Here is a 16,681-nt window from a genome sequence, read left to right as displayed (position 1 = left end):
CCTAGAACGCCGGGGAGATGATGACGCGCTGGTCGCGGACGGCCGCGCGGCGGTGGCGGTAGGCGTCGAGGTATTCCGGGTCCTCGAACAGGTCGAGCACGGCCGCACCGGACGGGTAGTGCCCCACGACGCCGCTGCACGGCTCGTCCCGGCCGTCCTCGTACTCGGCCCGCTCGCGCAGCGCGAACAGATTCACCAGGACGACCGGCCCCGCCACGCCGGCTGCCTGCTCCAGCGCCGCCGTGTCCTCGGCGCTCAGCCGCATCTCCGCACCCATCGCTGGACTCCCTCGGGTACCCGGCGTGCTCGGGACGCACGACACCAGCAGGTACACCGTACCGATCCCTCCCGGACCGGCGATGGCCGCTGCGCGGGTCAGGGGCAGGGCGGGTAGAGGGGGCGGGTTCCGCTGGTGTACGCGGCCTTGTCGGTGAACCGGCAGCCGTAGGTGGGGGTCGCGACGGTCTTCGGGTTCGTGGTCGTGTCGCCGGCCGGGCGCTTGCCCGTGTCGATCCAGTGGATCAGGTCGTCCCAGGCGCGGGCCGCTTCGGCGGGGGTGAACTCGCAGTGCTGGGCCGCGCGGATCGCGCGCTGGACGAGGAGGCCGGAGCGGTGGTGGCGGGCCGTCTCGGACGCGTAGACCTGCTCCATCGAGAACGGGACGAACAGGTCTCCGAGGTTGTGGAGGGTCAGCACCGGGACGGTCGGCCGGCCGTTGACGCGCGGGATGTGGGACAGGCGGTTCGACAGGCGGGCGGGGAGGTTCTCCGGCCGCACGCGCTGGACGGCCGCGTTCACGTCGAACGGCGTGTTCGGGGTGTAGCGGGTGAACAGGTTCGTCGCGACCTGGCCCGGGTTCTCCGCCGGCGGGGCGCCGGGCAGGGAAGGCGATGCCAGGGTGAAGGGGAAGTCCTTCCAGACGGCGAAGGCCGCGTCGGCGCCGGGGCGGGGGCCGCCCGTCCGGTTGGTGACGATCGTCCGGAACTGCTTGCCGCGGTCGTTGGTGGTGTCGGGGCCGCCGGGGCGCAGGCCGTCCAGGCCCAGCGCGGCCTGGATCTTGGGGACGGTCACCGTCGCGTAGGCGGAGGTCACCGGGTACTCGCGGACGCCGGACAGCGCCTGCGCCGCGAGGTTGTAGTCGAGGAGGTAGTCGAAGAGGGCGTTGTCGCCGAGCACCCCGCACATGGGGAGGGCGCCGGAGTAGTAGCCGGGGTACTGCTCGATGGAGCGTCCGGCGACGTGGCCGCCCATGGAGACGCCGACGATCACGCGGTCGCGGGGGCGCCCGATCCTCGCGGTGAAGAGGTCGGCCAGGTCGCGGGTGCCGAGGACGCCCGCGCGGACGTCGTAGCCGTTGGCGTAGTAGGACGACGCGGCCCATGCGAAGCCCTGGTCGAGGAGGCGCTGCCGCAGCCCGTAGGGCGGGGGCGAGACGGTGAGGACCTTGCCCTGCCCCGCGTAGCCGTGCGCGTAGAGGGCGAGGCGGCCGTTCCAGCGGGGCGGGACCTCGATGTCGTACGCCGCGTGCCGGTGCACGCCCTGCAGGACGCGGGACGGCTCGCCGTTCACCTGGACGGGCGGCAGCACAGGGTTCTGGATCGTGTACCCGGGTAGTGGCCGGTCGTCCGGGACCGGGTCGGCGTGAGCGGCCGCCGGGGCGAGCGCGGCGAGGACGGTGGTGACGACGGCGAGTGCACGGATGCGCATGGGAGCCCTCCACGGTGGTCCCGCGCATTACATACCGCCCGGTCGGTATGGGGCAGCCCGATGGCCACATCCGGACGGACCGGCCGGGGACCGAAGGCCCGCGGGAAAGGGACGAACGTCCCCCGTTCGCCGCTGCGGAGCGCCGCCAGACTGGCCCGATCGGGCCGGACCTGCGGTTCGCCGCGGAAGGGAGTGCCATGGCGGATGTCGTCAGGGCGCTGGCCGGCGCCGTCGGCGCCGCGCACGTGCTGGCCGGCGACGCGGTCCCCGACGACTACGGGCGGGACGAGTCGCTCGGCGTCGCCGCGACGCGTCCGCTCGCCGTGGTGCGGCCGGCCGACACCGCGCAGGTCGCCGCCGTGCTGCGGATCGCCGGCGAGCATTCCGTGCCGGTCACCGCCCGGGGCTCCGGGACGGGCCTGTCCGGGGCGGCCGTGCCGTGTCCCGGCGGGCTCGTCGTGTCGTTCGAGCGGATGAACCGGATCATCGACATCGACACCGCGGGCCAGATCGCCGTGGTGCAGCCCGGGGTCACCCTGAACGAGCTCGACCGGGCCACCGCCGAGACCGGCCTCGTGTACCCGGTGTTCCCCGGCGAGGGCGGCGCGAGCATCGGCGGGACGGTCGCGACCAACGCGGGCGGCATGCACGCGGTGAAGGACGGCGTGACGCGGCGGCACGTGACCGGGCTGGAGGTCGTCCTCGCGAACGGGGACATCCTCCGGACGGGCGGCCGGTACGTGAAGAGGTCCACCGGCTACGACCTGACGCAGCTGATCGTGGGGTCGGAGGGCACGCTCGCCCTGGTCACGGAGGTGACGCTGCGGCTCCGGCCCCGTCTCGCGCACATGGCGGGCGTGCTGGCGCCGTTCCCCGACCTGCCGGGCGTGACGGCCGCGGTGCCCGGCCTGGTGCGGTTCGACCCGCTCGTCCTGGAGTACGTGGACGTCCTGGCCATGGGGGCGATCACCGCGAACGCGGGCGTCGACCTCGGCGTTCCGGCGGACGTGCGGGAGCGGGCGCAGGCGTACCTGCTGGTGGTCCTGGAGAACGCCTCCGCTGACCGGCTGGCCGAGGACGTCGAGGCGCTGGCGCGGCGGCTCTCCGGAACGGCCGACGTCTACATGCTGGAGGACGACGCCCTGCGGCGGCTCGTCTCGGCCCGGGAGAAGGCGTTCTGGGCCGCGCGGAACGCCGGGGCGAACGCGATCGTGGACGCCGTCGTGCCGCGCGCCGTCCTGGCCGACTACTTCGCCGCCGTGCACCGGCTCGCCGAGAAGAGCGGCACGCTCCTCAGCGGCTGCGGCCATGTGGGCGACGGGAACGTCCACCTGTCGGTGTTCCAGCCGGACGCGGACGCGCTGCGCGCCGTGATGGACGGCATCCTCCGGGCGGCCGTGGCGCTGGGCGGGACGATCAGCGGCGAGCACGGCGTCGGGCGGGAGAAGGCCGCGCATTTCCTCGCGCTGGAGGATCAGGCTGGAATCCGGCTGATGCGGGGCATCAAGCAGGCAATCGACCCGGACGGGATACTCAACCCCGGTGTCCTGTTCGGTTGAGCGGTGGGAGACGCATATGAACGGCGCGCAGGCGATGGTGCGCACGCTGGCGGACGCGGGCGTGACGGTCTGGTTCGCGAACCCCGGGACCTCAGAACTGCATCTGGTGGCCGCCCTCGATGAGGAGCCGCGCGCCCGGGGCGTCCTGTGCCTGTTCGAGGGCGTCGCGACGGGCGCGGCCGACGGGTACGGGCGGATGGCGCCGGACCCGGCGGCCGTCCTGCTGCATCTCGGGCCGGGGCTCGGGAACGGGCTCGCGAACCTGCACAACGCGCGGCGCGGCGGGACGCCGGTCGTCAACGTCGTCGGCGACCACGCGACCGGGCACCGGCGGTTCGACGCGCCGTTGCAGTCCGACATCGCGGCGATGGCCGGGACGGTCTCCGTCTGGACGGGCGCACCCGAACGCGTGGCGGAGGCCGGGGGCGCGGCGGCGGAGGCCGTCGCCGCGGCGCGGGCCGGGGGCGTCGCGACGCTGATCGTCCCCGCCGATGTGGCGTGGGACGAGGGCGGGAGCGTCGCGGCGCCCGCCCCCGCACCGGCGGTGCGGGACGACGCCGACCTGGAGCCCGTCATCGCCGCGCTGAACGGCGGTGAGCCCTGCCTGCTGCTCATCGGCGGCGGCGCGACCCGGCGCGAGGGCCTCGAGGCGGCCGACCGGATCGCGGCGGCGACCGGGGCGCGGGTGCTGTGCGAGACGTTCCCGGCGCGGCTGGAGCGCGGCGCGGGACTGCCGGCGGTGGGGCGGCTCGCGTACCTGGGCGACTTCGCGGCGATGCAGCTCGACGGCGTCCGGCACATCATCCTGGCGGGGGCGCGCCGCCCCGTGACGTTCTTCGCCTACCCGGGCCGCGAGGGGGACCTCGTGCCGGACGGCTGCGCGGTGCACGACCTCGGCGCCGCCGCCCTCGCCCGGCTCGCCGACGCGGTCGCGGCGGACGTGAAGCCGACTCCGCAGCCGCTCCGGCGGCCGGACGTCCCGGACGCGCCGCTCACGGCGGAGACCGCCGCGGCCGTCATCGGGGCGCTGCTGCCCGAGGACGCGATCGTGTCGGACGAGTCGAACACGTCCGGGCTGTGGCTCGCGGACGCGACGGCGGGCGCGCCGCGGCACGACTGGCTGACGCTGACCGGCGGCGCGATCGGGCAGGGCCTGCCGGTCGCGACGGGCGCGGCGGTCGCGTGCCCGGACCGCCCGGTGATCTGCCTGGAGTCGGACGGCAGCGCCATGTACACGATCTCCGCGCTGTGGACGCACGCCCGGGAGAACCTCAACATCACGACCGTCGTGTTCAGCAACGGCGCCTACGCGATCCTGTCGATGGAGATGGCGCGGGTCGGCGCGACGGAGGCCGCGCCGACGACCGAGGGGACCGCCGTCAAGGACATGGTCGACCTGTCCCGTCCCGGCCTGGACTTCGTGGCCATGGCGACGGGGATGGGCGTTCCGGCGACGCGGGCCCGCACGGTCGAGGAGTTCGCGGACCGATTCGCGCGGGCGCTCGCCGAGCCGGGGCCGCACCTCATCGAGATCGCCGTTCCGCCGATCGGCTGAGCCTGCGAGCGGGGGGCCGGATCGTCCCGGCCCCCGGGGTCGCGGCGCGGGTCAGCGGACGGGCCGCCAGCGGACGGCGGCGGACGGACCCTCGTTGCCCGCCGCGTCGATCTGGTAGACGCGCAGGGTGTGCGTGCGGCGCGGCAGTTTCCGCAGGTGGAGCGAGCTGCCGCAGGCGCGGTAGGCGGTCCGGTCGAGCTTGCACCGAAAGCTCGCGCCGCGCTCGCCGCGGATCCGGACGACGACCTGGTCCTCGCCGACGGGGCGCGGGTCGGTCACCCACGGCTGGTCGGGGTTCGTCCGGTCGACCGTCCAGGAGTCGGTGTGGGCGGCGCCCGGGGTCCCGTGGGCGTTCACGCCCCGCACCGACAGGGTGTGCCGCCCCTCGGCGAGGTCGCGGGCACGGTACGGCGAGGTGCAGTGGTGGTAGGGGCCGTCGTCGAGGCGGCACTGGAAGGACGCGGCGGAGCGGTCGCCCGGGGCCGGGGCGAACAGCACCGCGATGTTCGTGTACTTGGTGACGGTCGGGGCCCCGGAGACCGTGGGCGCCTTCGGTACAGCACGGTGGGACGGGCCGTCCGCGAAGGTCGCGGTCCCGGCCGCGGTGAGCAGGCCCAGCGCGAGCGTGACCGCACACGCCGGTGACGTCATTCGTTGCACACGCATTCTGGTTCTTTTCGACGGGTGCCGCCGGGCGGCACAGGAATGGTCAGGCCGCCACCCTGCCACCGTTACCGCGTGCGTTCCCGCAGCTCAGAGCGGGTAAGTCCTTTTCTTTGCCGAATCCAGCCGCGCGTGAGGGTTATTTCCGACGGCAATATCACCGGCGCGCGTCCCGCCGGGCCGAGGCCGCCGCGCGCGCGGCCCCGGGTCGACCGCCGGGCGGCGGTCGGCCCGGGGCCGACGACGGGGCTCGCGGCTCAGACGCCGAGCGAGCGGCCGATGATCTCCTTCATGATCTCCGTGGTGCCGCCGAAGATCGTCTGGATGCGGACGTCCTGGTACGCCTTGGCGATCGGGTACTCGGTCATGTAGCCGTAGCCGCCGTGGAGCTGGACGCAGCGGTCCACGACCCGCTTGAGCAGCTCGGTGTTCCAGTACTTGAGCATCGCGGCCTCGTCGGCGGAGAGCTCGCCCTTGCTCTCCTTGACGATGCACTCGTCGGTGAAGGACCGGGTGACGGTCAGTTCCGTCTTCATCTCCGCGAGGGTGAAGCGGTTGTGCTGGAACTTGCCGATCGGGCGGCCGAACGCCTCGCGGGTCTTGCAGTACTCCAGTGTCTGCTCGAACGCCGTCTCGGCGGCGGCCTGCGCCGTCGCGCCGATGGAGAGGCGCTCGCGGGCGAGGTTCTGCATGAGGTAGATGAAGCCCATGCCCTCCTCGCCGAGGAGGTTCTTCGCCGGGACGCGGACGTTGTCGAAGAACAGCTCGGCGGTGTCCTGCGCGTGCATGCCGACCTTGTCGAGGTTGCGGCCGCGCTCGAAGCCCTCCATGCCGCGCTGGACCATGAGGAGGCTGACGCCCCGCGCGCCCGCGGACGGGTCGGTCTTCGCGACGACGATGACGAGGTCGGCGAGGATGCCGTTCGAGATGAACGTCTTGGAGCCGTTCAGGACGTACTCGTCGCCGTCCTTGATCGCGGTGGTCTTGATTCCCTGGAGGTCGGAGCCGGCGGCGGGCTCGGTCATCGCGATGCCGGTGATGAGCTCGCCGGAGCAGTAGCCGGGGAACCAGCGGGCCTTCTGGTCGTCGTCGCACAGCTGGCGCAGGTAGCCGCCGTTGATGTCGTTGTGCACCGAGAACCCGGGGCCGTGCACCCCGGCCTTCGCCAGCTCCTCGTTCAGGACGACGTAGTACCGGTAGTCGTCGATGCCGCCGCCGCCGAACTCCTCCGGCATGTCGATGCCGAGCAGGCCCTGCCGCCCGGCCGCGAGCCACACCTCGCGGGAGACGACGCCGTCCTTCTCCCACTGCTCGTGGTGCGGCGCGATTTCCTTCTCGATGAACGAGCGCACCGTGTCGCGGAACGCCTCGTGCTCCGCGGTGAAGATCTCCCGTGCCATCCGGCGGACTCCCTCGGTAAGTACGTCCTGATACACGATTAATGTAACACTAGGACTGTCACATAGAGGAGGCCGGGAGTGGAGCTCACCGTGGACGAGCTGGCCGCGCGCGCCGGCGTGACCGTCCGGACCGTGCGGTTCTACGCCGGACGCGGCCTCCTCCCGCCGCCCCGGCTGCGCGGCCGCACCGGCCTGTACGGCGAGGACCACCTCGCGCGGCTGGAGCTCGTCCGGGAACTGCAGTCCCTCGGGCTCACGCTGGCCGCGATCGAGAAGCACCTGAAGAAGATCCCGGCGGACGCGCCCGCCGAGGACCTCGCGCTGCAGCGGGCGCTGCTGTCGCCGTGGGCGCCGGAGCGCCCGGAGCTGCTCGACCGGCACGAACTCGACCGGCGGGCCGGGCGGCACCTCGAGGACGACGCGCTGGAGCGGCTCGAGGCGCTCGGGGTCGTCGAGCTCCTCTCCGACGGGACGGTCCGCGTCATCAGCCCCGCGCTGCTCGGCGTCAGCGCCGAGCTGGCCGAGCTGCCGATCCCGCTCGACACGCTGGCCGCCGCGCACGCGGCCGTCGACCGCCACACCTCGGCGCTGGCCGTGGAGCTCCAGGACGTCTTCCAGCAGACGATCGTCCGCCCCTACCGGGAGGGCGGCCGCTCCCCCGACGAGCGCGCGCGGCTCACGGAACTGGCCGGAAAGCTCAAGCCGCTCCTCATCCAGTCGCTGGTCACCTCCTTCCAGCACGCCGTCGACGAGGCCATCCGGCGATCCGTCCCGGACTGAGGCCGGCCTGTCCGGTTCCGGCCGCGAGGCTTCGTCCGGCGCCCGGGACCCCGTACCGTCCTTTCTTGCCAGTAGACACTGGCAAGGTACGGGCCGCACCGCCCGCGACGCCATGGAGGCTCCATGTCATCCGTGCCCACCCGCCGCGCCGCCACCCCGATCACCCTCACCGCTCTCGCCACCGCGCTGCTGGCCGCCACGCCCGCCGCGCCCGCCGCGGCGGACCCGCCGGACGGCGCGTGGACGTCCACCGTCCCCGCCCTGACCCAGCCGGCCGCGCTCTACGGCGTCACCGCGCCGAGGACGCGGACCGCCTGGGCCGTCGGCTCCGAATCGGACGGGACGGTCCCCGTCGTCCTCCGCTGGGACGGCTCGTCCTGGACCCGCGATCCCCTTCCGCCCGGCACCGCCCCCGCCCTCATGGGCGTCTCCTCCAACGGCCCCCGCAACGCCTGGGCGGTCGGCCAGTCCTCCGACCCGGCGGACACCCGGTCGCTGCACTGGGACGGACGCTCATGGAAGCCCGTCCCCTACCCGCTGCCCACACCCCTCGCGGTATCGGTCGACTCGCGCGGCGGCGCATGGTCGGCCGGATGCCAGACCGAGGCGGACTGCGCCGTCCTCAAGTACACCGGCGGCGCCTGGACCGAGCAGGACATCGGCCTGGACCCCCTGCCGCTGGCCACGGTCGCCGCCCGCACGCCGCGCGACGTCTGGGCGGGCGGGAGCGGCGACGCGTCCGACCCGACGGCGCTGCGCCGCTTCGACGGCCGGACCTGGCAGGACATCGACTTCCCGACGCGGTGGCCCCAGTGGATCCTGCAGATCCTCCCGGTCGACCGGGACGACGTCTGGGTCCTCACCATGCCGTTCGACCCCCTGTTCTCCGGCCCCACGCTCATGCGCTACAAGGACGGGACCTGGACGGAGCACAAGCCGCCGCGTCCGGCCGCCGCCGCCGCGCGCTTCACCCCCGCCGACCCCGGGTTCCTCGGACGCATCGCCGCGGACGGGCGCGGCGGCGTCTGGTTCCAGGGCAACCAGGCCGCCGTCTACCAGCACTTCGACGGCACCGCGTGGACGAGCGTCGAGCGCGCCCTGCCGCCCGGGGGCGGCATCCCGTCGATCTACGAACTCACCCAGGTCGGCCGGGGCCGCACGGTGCTGGGCGTGGGGCACACCACGCGGGAGCCGGTCATCGAGCGCTTCCGCTGACACCGCGGCCCCCGGCCGGTTAGGAGTACTTCCACTCGTCCTTCTGGTACTCCACCAGGCGCGGGTGGACGAGCGTGTTGATCTCGGCGTCGTCGCGGCGGAGATCCTTGGGGAAGACCGTGGCGGCCTGGAGGAGCGGCGTGTCCACGAAGCGGAGGTCCCCCGCGTCCGGGGACAGCCGCACCGGCGGCGGGGCCCCGCCCGGGGCCGCGAGGACGTAGCCCCAGTCGCCGAAACTCGGGACGTCCACGTGGTACGGCGCCGTCGCGTACCCGGCGGCGGCGATCGACTTGCGGATGCTCCAGAACGACCGCGGCGCGAAGTACGGCGACCCGGACTGGACGACGACGCGCCCGCCCGGCGCCAGCACCCGCTTCACCAGGCCGTAGAACTCGACGGAGTACAGCTTGGCGGTGGAGACGTCGTCCGGGTCCGGCATGTCCACCACGACCGCGTCGAACTTCCCGGTGCCGCGGCGCAGCCAGGAGAACGCGTCGGCCGCGACCGTCCGCACGCGCGGGTCGTCGAACGCGTGCCCGTTCAGCGACGCGATCGGCCCGTAGGTGCGGGCCAGCCGGATCATCGCCGGGTCGAGCTCCACGAGCGTGACGTCCCGGACGTCCCGGTAGCGGAGCACCTCGCGCAGCGCCAGGCCGTCCCCGCCGCCGAGGATCAGGACCCGGCCGCGCGGCCCCGCCATCAGGGGGTGCACGAGCGACTCGTGGTACCGGTACTCGTCCACGGACGAGAACTGCAGGTCGCCGTTCAGGAACAGCCGCAGATCGGACGTGCCGCCCGACAGCGACACCTTCCGCGTGATCACGATCTCCTGGTACGGGGTGCGCTCCGCGAGCGCGATCGGGGCGGCGTAGAGCGCCTGCCGCGCCGACACCTCGAACCCGTCCGCGAGCGCGTACGTCCAGCCGAGGACGGCGAGGACGGCCGCCATCCCGCCGCACAGCGCCACCCGCGCGGCGCGGCCCAGCTGCCGCCGGAACAGCCACAGCACGACCGCGATCCCGGCGACCGCGTTCACGACGCCGACCAGCAGCGCGCCCCGGATGTGCCCGAACGTGGGCAGCAGCAGGAACGGGAACGCGAGGCCGCCGATCAGCGCGCCCACATAGTCGGCGGCGAACAGGTCGGCGACCGCCGACCCGGCGTCCTGCCTGCGGATCCGCTGCAGCAGCGTCATCAGCAGCGGGATCTCCGCGCCGATCAGCGCGCCGACCGCGAACGCCACGACGACCAGCGCCGGCACGTACAGGTTCAGCCACGCGTACGCGGCGTACAGCACCAGCACCGACAGCCCGCCGGCCAGCGCGAGCAGCCCCTCGATCACGGCGAACGCGACGACCGGGCGCCCCTGCAGCGGCTTCGCCGCGAGCGAACCGACCCCCATCGCGAACACCATCACCGACAGCACGACCGACGCCTGCGTGACGGAGTTGCCGACCAGGTAGCTGCCGAGCGCGACCAGCGCCAGCTCGTACACCAGCCCGCACGCCGCGCACGTGAACACGGCCGCGAGGACGAGCGCCCGCGCCACCCGCGCCGGCGCCCCGAGCGACGCGGCGCCCGCACCGCCCTCCGCGACCGCACCGGTCTCCGCGACCGCACTGGTCTCGGTGGCCGGGTCGCATCCGGCGCCCGTGCCGCTCTCGGCGGGCGGGGTCAGGAGACCGCCCCGGCGACGATCGCGGCGACCGCCAGGTCGGTGGCGGCGACCACCCAGCCCGCCGGGTGGATCGCGGACCCGCCGACGAGCGTCTCGCCCAGCTTGCCGGGCGTGACGACGTCCAGCAGATAGAACGCGACCACCATGAGGACGATGCCGATCCCGCCGAACACCGCGGTGTCGACCAGCCCCTGGCCGAGGTCGTCGTCACTGGTGACGATCGCGGTCGTGACGATCGCGCCGACGCCGACCAGCTTCGCCGACAGCAGCAGCGCCGCGCCCCGGTTGGCCTCGGCCCAGATCTGGTTGCTCAGCCGTCCCGGCGTGGTCACCTCGACCACCAGGTAGCCCAGCGCCATCAGCGCGATGCCGAGCGCCCCGTAGGCCAGGGTGGCGCCGATCTCCTGCAGGATGTCGTTCATCGGTTGCTCCTCACTCGCCCGAATCCGGGCCGCTCACTTGCCCGATCCGGGGCCGCCGCCGCGGAACGACGCGGCGCCGCCGCTGGTCCATCCGTGGCTGCCGGGGGCGATCCACAGCACGCCGACGTGCGAGTGGTACCGGCGGTAGCCGCTGTCGGGGTCGTCGACCGTGATGCGGCTGCCCGTCCCGTCGGGCAGGACCCCGACCACCAGGTCCGGATAGCGCAGGAAGAGCCCGCCGCCCGACCGGCCGAGGGAGTCGACGGTGTCGATCGGCTTGTGCTTCCGGCCGATCTCCGCCGCGACGGCCTTCGGCGCCTTGCCGGAGTGGTACGTCCCGGCGGACACCTTCTTGTACTTCTTCCCGATCCAGTTCTCCGGCGAGTCGTCCTTGAGGACGGCGATCGCCACGATCGCGACGATGACGGCGGCGCAGATGCCGCCGATCCACCAGAATTTCTTGTTCACGGCGTCTCACTCACTCGGGCCTCGTGCGGCTCGTCCGGCCTCACGAGGCGGCTCCGCGTCATGACGATCTCCCGGGTCTGGGGGTAGGCGTGCCACGTCCGCCAGCCGAGGCCCGCGCTCCCGGGGCCGCCGCTCTCGAGGGCCAGGGCCGTGACGGCGTGCCGGGCGCCGGGGAACGTTCCCAGCAGCGCGTCGTCCCGTCCGGCGAGGCGCGTCCGGACGTCCTCGACGGCGGCGGCGAACGCGGCGTCATCGGCGTGGACGGCGGTCGAGGCGGCGAACCGGTACGTCCAGCCGCCGACGGCCCGCGCGGCGCCGGCGGGCAGCGGGTCGGCGGTGCCCGGCAGGCACGCGACCGTCTCGCTCAGCGGCCCGGCGAACACCTGGTGGGACGTGCCGAGGAGGCGGAACTCCACGGCCGTCCCGCCGCGCTCCACCGCGAGGACGGCGAGGGCGTCCATCCTGGGCAGGTCCAGCGCGAACGACAGCGCGTCGGCGCGGGCGTCGGCGTAGGGGACGTCGAGGGTCGCGAGCACCGTCAGCTTCCGCCCGGGTAGATGGTGAGGGCGCCGTTCGGGACGCGGTCGCCGAGCCCCGCCTCCCACTGGCCCGCACCGTACTGCTCGAACGACAGGTACTTGCCGCGCGGGCCCGCGTAGTCGAGGTACTCGACGCGCCCCTGGACGCCGAGACCCGTCGTGCCCTCGCTGGTGTAGTCGGCGGTGCCGTGCTCCTCGCGGCGGTACTCGACCCCGTCCACGGTGATCGTCTTGCCGCCGGGGCTCAGGCCCTCCATGTCGCGGCCGGTCCACCAGACGACCTCGAGGTCCGGGTCCTCCTCGACCGACAGCCACACCTTGGCGCCCTCGATCGTGTCGGCGTCGAGGAGGTGCTCGCTCCAGGTGAAGCCGCCCTCCTTCAGCCGGACGGAGCCGCGCACGAAGTAGCGGGTGCCGAGGTACTCGATCATGTCGCCGGCCTTGATCGTGCGGGGGTCGCCGCCGACCTGGTCCTCCGCCGCGAACGGGTCGCGGGGCGCGGCGGGCGCCGGGGCCCCCTCCGCCTTGGAGCGGCGGCGCAGCAGGACCCCGATCAGCACACCGAGCGCGAGCAGGATGAGCACCAGCAGGACCACGATCACCGCGTCCACGGGAACCTCCGTCTAATCGTCCACTCGGACCGGTACTGACCTGCGGATTCTACCCGCAGGGCGGGCGCCGGTCCCTATACCGGGGTGAGACGTGACAAAGCCGGAACCCGTTCCGGAGGGTCACAGCCGCGCGACCGCCTCCGCCACCCGCTCGTCGGTCGCGGTCAACGCGATCCGGACGTGCCGGGCACCGGCGTCCCCGTAGAAGTCGCCGGGGCCGACGAGGACGCCGAGTGACGCGAGGTGCGCGACGGTGTCCCAGCAGGGCTCGTCCCGCGTGGCCCACAGGTACAGGGACGCCTCCGAGTCGTCGATCCGGAACCCGTGCCCCTCGAACGCGGCGCGCAGGGCCGCGCGGCGCTTCGCGTACCGGGCGCGCTGCTCGTCCACGTGCGCGTCGTCGTCGAACGCGACCGCCATCGCCGCCTGCACCGGCGCCGGGACGATCATCCCGGCGTGCTTGCGGACCTCCAGGAGTTGCTTGACCAGCGCGGGGTCGCCGGTGACGAACCCGGCCCGGTACCCCGCCATGTTCGAGCGCTTCGACAGCGAGTTCACCGCGAGCAGCCCCTCGTGGGAGCCCTCGCACACGTCCGGGCGCAGGATCGAGACGGGCGGCTTCTCGTCGTCCCACCCGAACTCCAGGTAGCACTCGTCCGACACGAGGATCGCGCCGCGGCTCCGCGCCCACGCCACCATCTTCCGCAGATGCTCGACGGGCAGCACCTTGCCGGTCGGGTTGGACGGCGAGTTCACCCACACGATCTTCGGGTTGACCGGGCCGAGCGTGAGCAGCCCGTCCGCCGCGATCGACTGCGCGCCCGCGAGCCGGGCACCCACGTCGTACGTCGGGTACGCGAGCCGGGGGAAGACGACCTTGTCACCGGGCCCCGCGCCGAGCAGCGTCGGCAGCCACGCGACGAGCTCCTTCGTCCCGATCACGGGCAGGACCGCGGCGGGATCGGCGCCGGTCACCCCGCAGCGGCGGCGCAGCCACCCCGCGACGGACTCCCGCAGCTCCGGAGTCCCGTACGTCGCCGGGTAGCCGGGAGCGTCCGCGGCCCGCGCGAGCGCCTCGCGGATCGGCTCCGGCGTCGGGTCGACCGGGGTCCCCACCGACAGGTCGACGATGCCGCCGGCGTGCGCGCGGGCGCGCTCCTTGTACGGCTCCAGCCGATCCCACGGGAAGTCCGGCAGCGTGAACACGGCTCGTCCTCTCTAGAAAGCCGCAGGGCCGCGGCCTCCGCCGACGCGGAGCACCACGGCCCGAACGGAAAGTCCCAGCGGGGGATTACTCGTCGTGGGTCTGCGGGGGCAGCGCCGCCACGATCGGGTGGTCCTTGTCGATCTTGCCGACCTTGGACGCGCCGCCCGGGGAACCGAGGTCGTCGAAGAACTCCACGTTCACCTTGTAGAAGTCCTTCCACTGCTCGGGGACGTCGTCCTCGTAGTAGATGGCCTCGACAGGGCAGACCGGCTCGCACGCACCGCAGTCGACGCACTCGTCCGGGTGGATGTAGAGCTGACGCTTCCCCTCGTAGATGCAGTCGACCGGGCACTCCTCGATGCATGCCTTGTCGAGCAGGTCCACGCAGGGCTGCGCAATGACGTAGGTCACGTCAGTGACTCCTCTCGGGTTTCCGGCCCCGCCGCACGTCACGGCTCACCGCAAGCTCGCTGTGAATAGTATGGCCACCACCACACAGTCGATTCGACATGGGGGTCGCACATGTCCCGCTTCGCCGCACGGCTGGTGGTGTCCATCAGTCCCGCGGACGTGGGCCAGCGGGTCTCGCTGCGCCGTCGTCTGCGTACGGGAGAGTACAGCGACGTGCTGGGGCACCTCGAATCCTGGTCCGATGGAACGCTCCTCATCCGGCGCCGCACGGGGGAGCTCGTCGAGGTCCCCGAGGCCGACATGGTGGCGGGCAAGGTCGTCCCGTTCGACCCGCCCGCCCGCCGCCGCCCCCGCGCCGGATAGGCGTCAGCGGGTCGGCCAGTCCGGCACCTGGGCCGGGAGGTCCTCGCTGACGCGCATCGGGAACTTCGCCGGCCGCTTCTCCAGGAACGACGTGACGCCCTCGCTCGCGTCGGCGGCGGCGCCGAGCGCCGCCATCAGGCGGGAGTCGGCCGCGTGCGCGTCCCACGGCGACGGCGCCGACAGCCCCGACCACATGAGCCGGCGAATCGCGGCGACCGACACCGCCGAGGTGTTGTCGGCGATCTCCCGGGCCAGCGCGTAGGCGGCGGGGAGCAGCTCGTCCGGCGCGTAGAGCCGCGACACGAGCCCGCCCGCCAGGGCCTCCCGCGCGTCGAAGACCCGTCCGGTCGCGGCCCACTCCATCGCCTGCGCGATGCCGACGAGACGCGGCAGGAACCAGCTGGAGGCGGCCTCCGTGACGATGCCGCGCCGCGCGAACACGAACCCGAACTTGGCCTTGTCACTGGCCAGCCGGACGTCCATCGGCAGGGTCATCGTGACCCCGACGCCGACCGCCGCGCCGTTGAACGCGCCGATGACGGGCTTGAGGCAGCGCGCGATGCGCAGCGCGACCGTGCCGCCGCCGTCGCGGGGCGTGCCGTCCTCCAGGACGTCGTCCTCGCCCGCGTACATGTCCTTCGACTTGTCCGCGTCGAAGGTGCCGCCCCCGCCGCTCAGGTCGGCGCCGGCGCAGAACGCCCGCCCCGCGCCCGTCACGACGACCACGCGGACGTCGTCGTCGGCGTCGACGCGGTCGAAGACGTCCAGCATCTCGTTGCGCATCGTGAAGGTGTAGGCGTTCATCTTGTGCGGGCGGTTCAGGGTGACCGTGGCGATCCCGTCCTGAACGCTGTACTCGATCTCTTCGTACGGCACCTGCGGCTCCGATCCTCGACGAATAGAACGCGATTCTAGTACGGGAGCCGTAGCAGCGGCCGAGTCTGGTGGCACGCCACCGGCCGCCGATAGGCTCGCCTCCGCGTTCGGTCAAGAGGGCGCTCGGCGGCGCGGATGCGACCAAAGGGGAGACCAGAGTTGAGCGATCCGGCATTCGCTACCCGCCCGCATCCGGACGAACCGCCGCAGGACGCGGTCCCCGGCGCTCCGCCCGCGAAATCCCGGAAACGCATGGCCATCGGGCTGGGAGCCGGCGGCGTGGCGGTCGCCGGCCTCGCCGCGGTCGCTGCCGTCGCGCTTCTGGGTGACGACGGCACAAGGCCGTACACCCTCACCGCGCCCCCTGCCGTGGCGGGACTCCCCCTCGACTCCGATGCCACCAAGTCTCTCGAGTCTGCCGGCTCATCCCTTGAGGACTACGAGCGAAGAGCCGGCGCAGCCCTGGGGGGCGAGATCGACGGCAGGATGTTCGCCGTCTATTCGGCCGGCGCCGACGGCCTGAGGATCAGCCTCGACGGGCGGACGGGCAGCGGGCTCGCCCCCGGCGAACTGAAATCGGGCCTGGAGAGACTCGCGCGCGAGTCCAACAACCCCATCCGAGGGCTCCGGTCGGTCGCCCCCGGCCCGCACGGCGGCTCAGCCGTGTGCACTGTCACCCCTCGCGTCGGCTGCGCCTGGCTGACGTCCACGACCTTCGTCCTGATCGATTTCCGAGTCGCGGACGAGGAGAACAAGCCGCTCGAGCTCGACGAGGCCGTCGAACTCCTCCACAGGATCCGCGCTGCCGTGGAGAAGCCCGCTTAGCGGCGCCCTCACCTGCTCGCCTCGGGGAAGAGGCGCACCAGGACGTCCCGCCGCCAGTCCTCCAGCGCGCCCTCATGGCCGGGCGGCGGGACGGGCGTCAGATGCCCCTCCCCCGCCTCGGCCAGGCCCACCTCGACTCCCGGCGCGAGCTCGATCGTCTCGGGCGGGGTCGGGGACGCCGCCAGCCGCAGGACGACCTGCCCCAGGACGCGCGCCCAGCCGTCCCCGAGATAGGGCGGCAGGTTCGCCATCCGCACCTCCGGAAGGCCGCGCGCGGCCAGCCCCACGGTCTTCAGCTCCAGCCCGTTCGCGCTCTCGGCACCGATGATCCGCACCTCGCTCATGATTCGACGGTACGGGGCCGGCGCGCCGCGTGCGCACCGGCTCCACCCAGGGTGAACT

General features: G+C 73.2%; 19 protein-coding genes. 6 read left to right on the top strand and 13 right to left on the bottom strand.

Going from position 1 to position 16,681, the window contains the following annotated elements; all coding sequences use genetic code 11:
* Position 1 precedes the first annotated feature (1 nt).
* Positions 2–277 carry a hypothetical protein gene (locus tag IE99_RS0120060; RefSeq protein ID WP_030172907.1) on the bottom strand — a complete coding sequence of 92 codons (276 nt, stop codon included), beginning with the start codon at positions 275–277 and terminating at the stop codon, positions 2–4.
* 98 nt (positions 278–375) lie between these two features.
* A complete protein-coding gene (locus IE99_RS0120055; protein WP_030172904.1) occupies positions 376–1,707 on the bottom strand; it encodes an alpha/beta hydrolase family protein in 1,332 nt (443 codons plus the stop codon).
* A gap of 197 nt (positions 1,708–1,904) precedes the next feature.
* On the opposite strand from IE99_RS0120055, the gene IE99_RS0120050 reads away from it, so the two are divergent.
* On the top strand, positions 1,905–3,266 hold the full coding sequence (locus tag IE99_RS0120050; protein ID WP_030172899.1) for an FAD-binding oxidoreductase: 1,362 nt from the start codon (positions 1,905–1,907) through the stop codon (positions 3,264–3,266).
* Between the two features lie 16 nt (positions 3,267–3,282).
* Positions 3,283–4,821: an acetolactate synthase large subunit gene (locus IE99_RS0120045; RefSeq protein WP_030172897.1), complete on the top strand. Its 1,539-nt coding sequence runs from the start codon at positions 3,283–3,285 to the stop codon at positions 4,819–4,821.
* 51 nt (positions 4,822–4,872) lie between these two features.
* Here the strand turns inward: IE99_RS0120045 and IE99_RS0120040 are convergent, their stop codons facing one another.
* Together IE99_RS0120040 and IE99_RS0120035 are read right to left on the bottom strand one after the other, a co-directional pair.
* Entirely contained in the window at positions 4,873–5,472 is a 600-nt protein-coding gene (locus IE99_RS0120040) for a hypothetical protein (protein ID WP_030172894.1), read from the bottom strand.
* 269 nt (positions 5,473–5,741) lie between these two features.
* Entirely contained in the window at positions 5,742–6,884 is a 1,143-nt protein-coding gene (locus tag IE99_RS0120035; RefSeq protein WP_030172891.1) for an acyl-CoA dehydrogenase family protein, read from the bottom strand.
* Between the two features lie 78 nt (positions 6,885–6,962).
* Between IE99_RS0120035 and IE99_RS33465 the strand changes: the two genes are divergently transcribed.
* Positions 6,963–7,664, top strand: coding sequence for a MerR family transcriptional regulator (locus tag IE99_RS33465; protein ID WP_030172888.1), 702 nt, complete (start codon positions 6,963–6,965; stop codon positions 7,662–7,664).
* A 123-nt stretch (positions 7,665–7,787) separates the two neighbouring features.
* Positions 7,788–8,879, top strand: a complete 1,092-nt coding sequence (locus tag IE99_RS0120025) for a beta propeller repeat protein (protein WP_030172886.1) — start codon at positions 7,788–7,790, stop codon at positions 8,877–8,879.
* Between the two features lie 19 nt (positions 8,880–8,898).
* On the opposite strand, the gene IE99_RS0120020 is transcribed toward IE99_RS0120025, so the two are convergent.
* The 7 genes from IE99_RS0120020 to fdxA form a co-directional block, all read right to left on the bottom strand.
* Entirely contained in the window at positions 8,899–10,428 is a 1,530-nt protein-coding gene (locus IE99_RS0120020; RefSeq protein ID WP_030172883.1) for a polyamine aminopropyltransferase, read from the bottom strand.
* 125 nt (positions 10,429–10,553) lie between these two features.
* Entirely contained in the window at positions 10,554–10,979 is a 426-nt protein-coding gene (locus IE99_RS0120015) for a DUF350 domain-containing protein (protein ID WP_030172880.1), read from the bottom strand.
* A gap of 33 nt (positions 10,980–11,012) precedes the next feature.
* Positions 11,013–11,447, bottom strand: coding sequence for a DUF4247 domain-containing protein (locus IE99_RS0120010; protein ID WP_030172876.1), 435 nt, complete (start codon positions 11,445–11,447; stop codon positions 11,013–11,015).
* A complete protein-coding gene (locus IE99_RS0120005; protein ID WP_051712869.1) occupies positions 11,444–11,983 on the bottom strand; it encodes a DUF2617 family protein in 540 nt (179 codons plus the stop codon). The genes IE99_RS0120010 and IE99_RS0120005 overlap by 4 nt, the downstream gene beginning before the upstream one ends.
* Before the next feature lie 2 nt (positions 11,984–11,985).
* The gene (locus IE99_RS0120000) at positions 11,986–12,597 is read right to left on the bottom strand and encodes a DUF4178 domain-containing protein (protein ID WP_084219694.1); all 612 of its coding nucleotides are present in this window, start codon (positions 12,595–12,597) and stop codon (positions 11,986–11,988) included.
* A gap of 120 nt (positions 12,598–12,717) precedes the next feature.
* The gene (dapC, locus tag IE99_RS0119995; RefSeq protein WP_030172866.1) at positions 12,718–13,803 is read right to left on the bottom strand and encodes a succinyldiaminopimelate transaminase; all 1,086 of its coding nucleotides are present in this window, start codon (positions 13,801–13,803) and stop codon (positions 12,718–12,720) included.
* 85 nt (positions 13,804–13,888) lie between these two features.
* Positions 13,889–14,215, bottom strand: coding sequence for a ferredoxin (fdxA, locus tag IE99_RS0119990; protein WP_030172862.1), 327 nt, complete (start codon positions 14,213–14,215; stop codon positions 13,889–13,891).
* A 111-nt stretch (positions 14,216–14,326) separates the two neighbouring features.
* Here fdxA and IE99_RS0119985 point away from each other — a divergent pair, with 111 nt between their 5' ends.
* Positions 14,327–14,578, top strand: a complete 252-nt coding sequence (locus IE99_RS0119985) for a putative acetyltransferase (RefSeq protein WP_084219692.1) — start codon at positions 14,327–14,329, stop codon at positions 14,576–14,578.
* A gap of 3 nt (positions 14,579–14,581) precedes the next feature.
* On the opposite strand, the gene IE99_RS0119980 is transcribed toward IE99_RS0119985, so the two are convergent.
* Positions 14,582–15,454, bottom strand: coding sequence for an enoyl-CoA hydratase-related protein (locus tag IE99_RS0119980; protein WP_030172856.1), 873 nt, complete (start codon positions 15,452–15,454; stop codon positions 14,582–14,584).
* 252 nt (positions 15,455–15,706) lie between these two features.
* On the opposite strand from IE99_RS0119980, the gene IE99_RS0119975 reads away from it, so the two are divergent.
* Complete coding sequence (locus IE99_RS0119975) at positions 15,707–16,279, top strand: hypothetical protein (protein WP_030172853.1); 573 nt, start codon at positions 15,707–15,709, stop codon at positions 16,277–16,279.
* An 8-nt stretch (positions 16,280–16,287) separates the two neighbouring features.
* On the opposite strand, the gene IE99_RS0119970 is transcribed toward IE99_RS0119975, so the two are convergent.
* The gene (locus IE99_RS0119970; RefSeq protein ID WP_030172851.1) at positions 16,288–16,623 is read right to left on the bottom strand and encodes a hypothetical protein; all 336 of its coding nucleotides are present in this window, start codon (positions 16,621–16,623) and stop codon (positions 16,288–16,290) included.
* Between the last annotated feature and the right edge of the window lie 58 nt (positions 16,624–16,681).

The organism is Spirillospora albida (assembly GCF_000718255.1).
In the GTDB taxonomy this organism is placed as follows: Bacteria; Actinomycetota; Actinomycetes; order Streptosporangiales; family Streptosporangiaceae; genus Spirillospora; species Spirillospora albida.
This window is presented reverse-complemented; position numbering and strand designations above follow the sequence as displayed.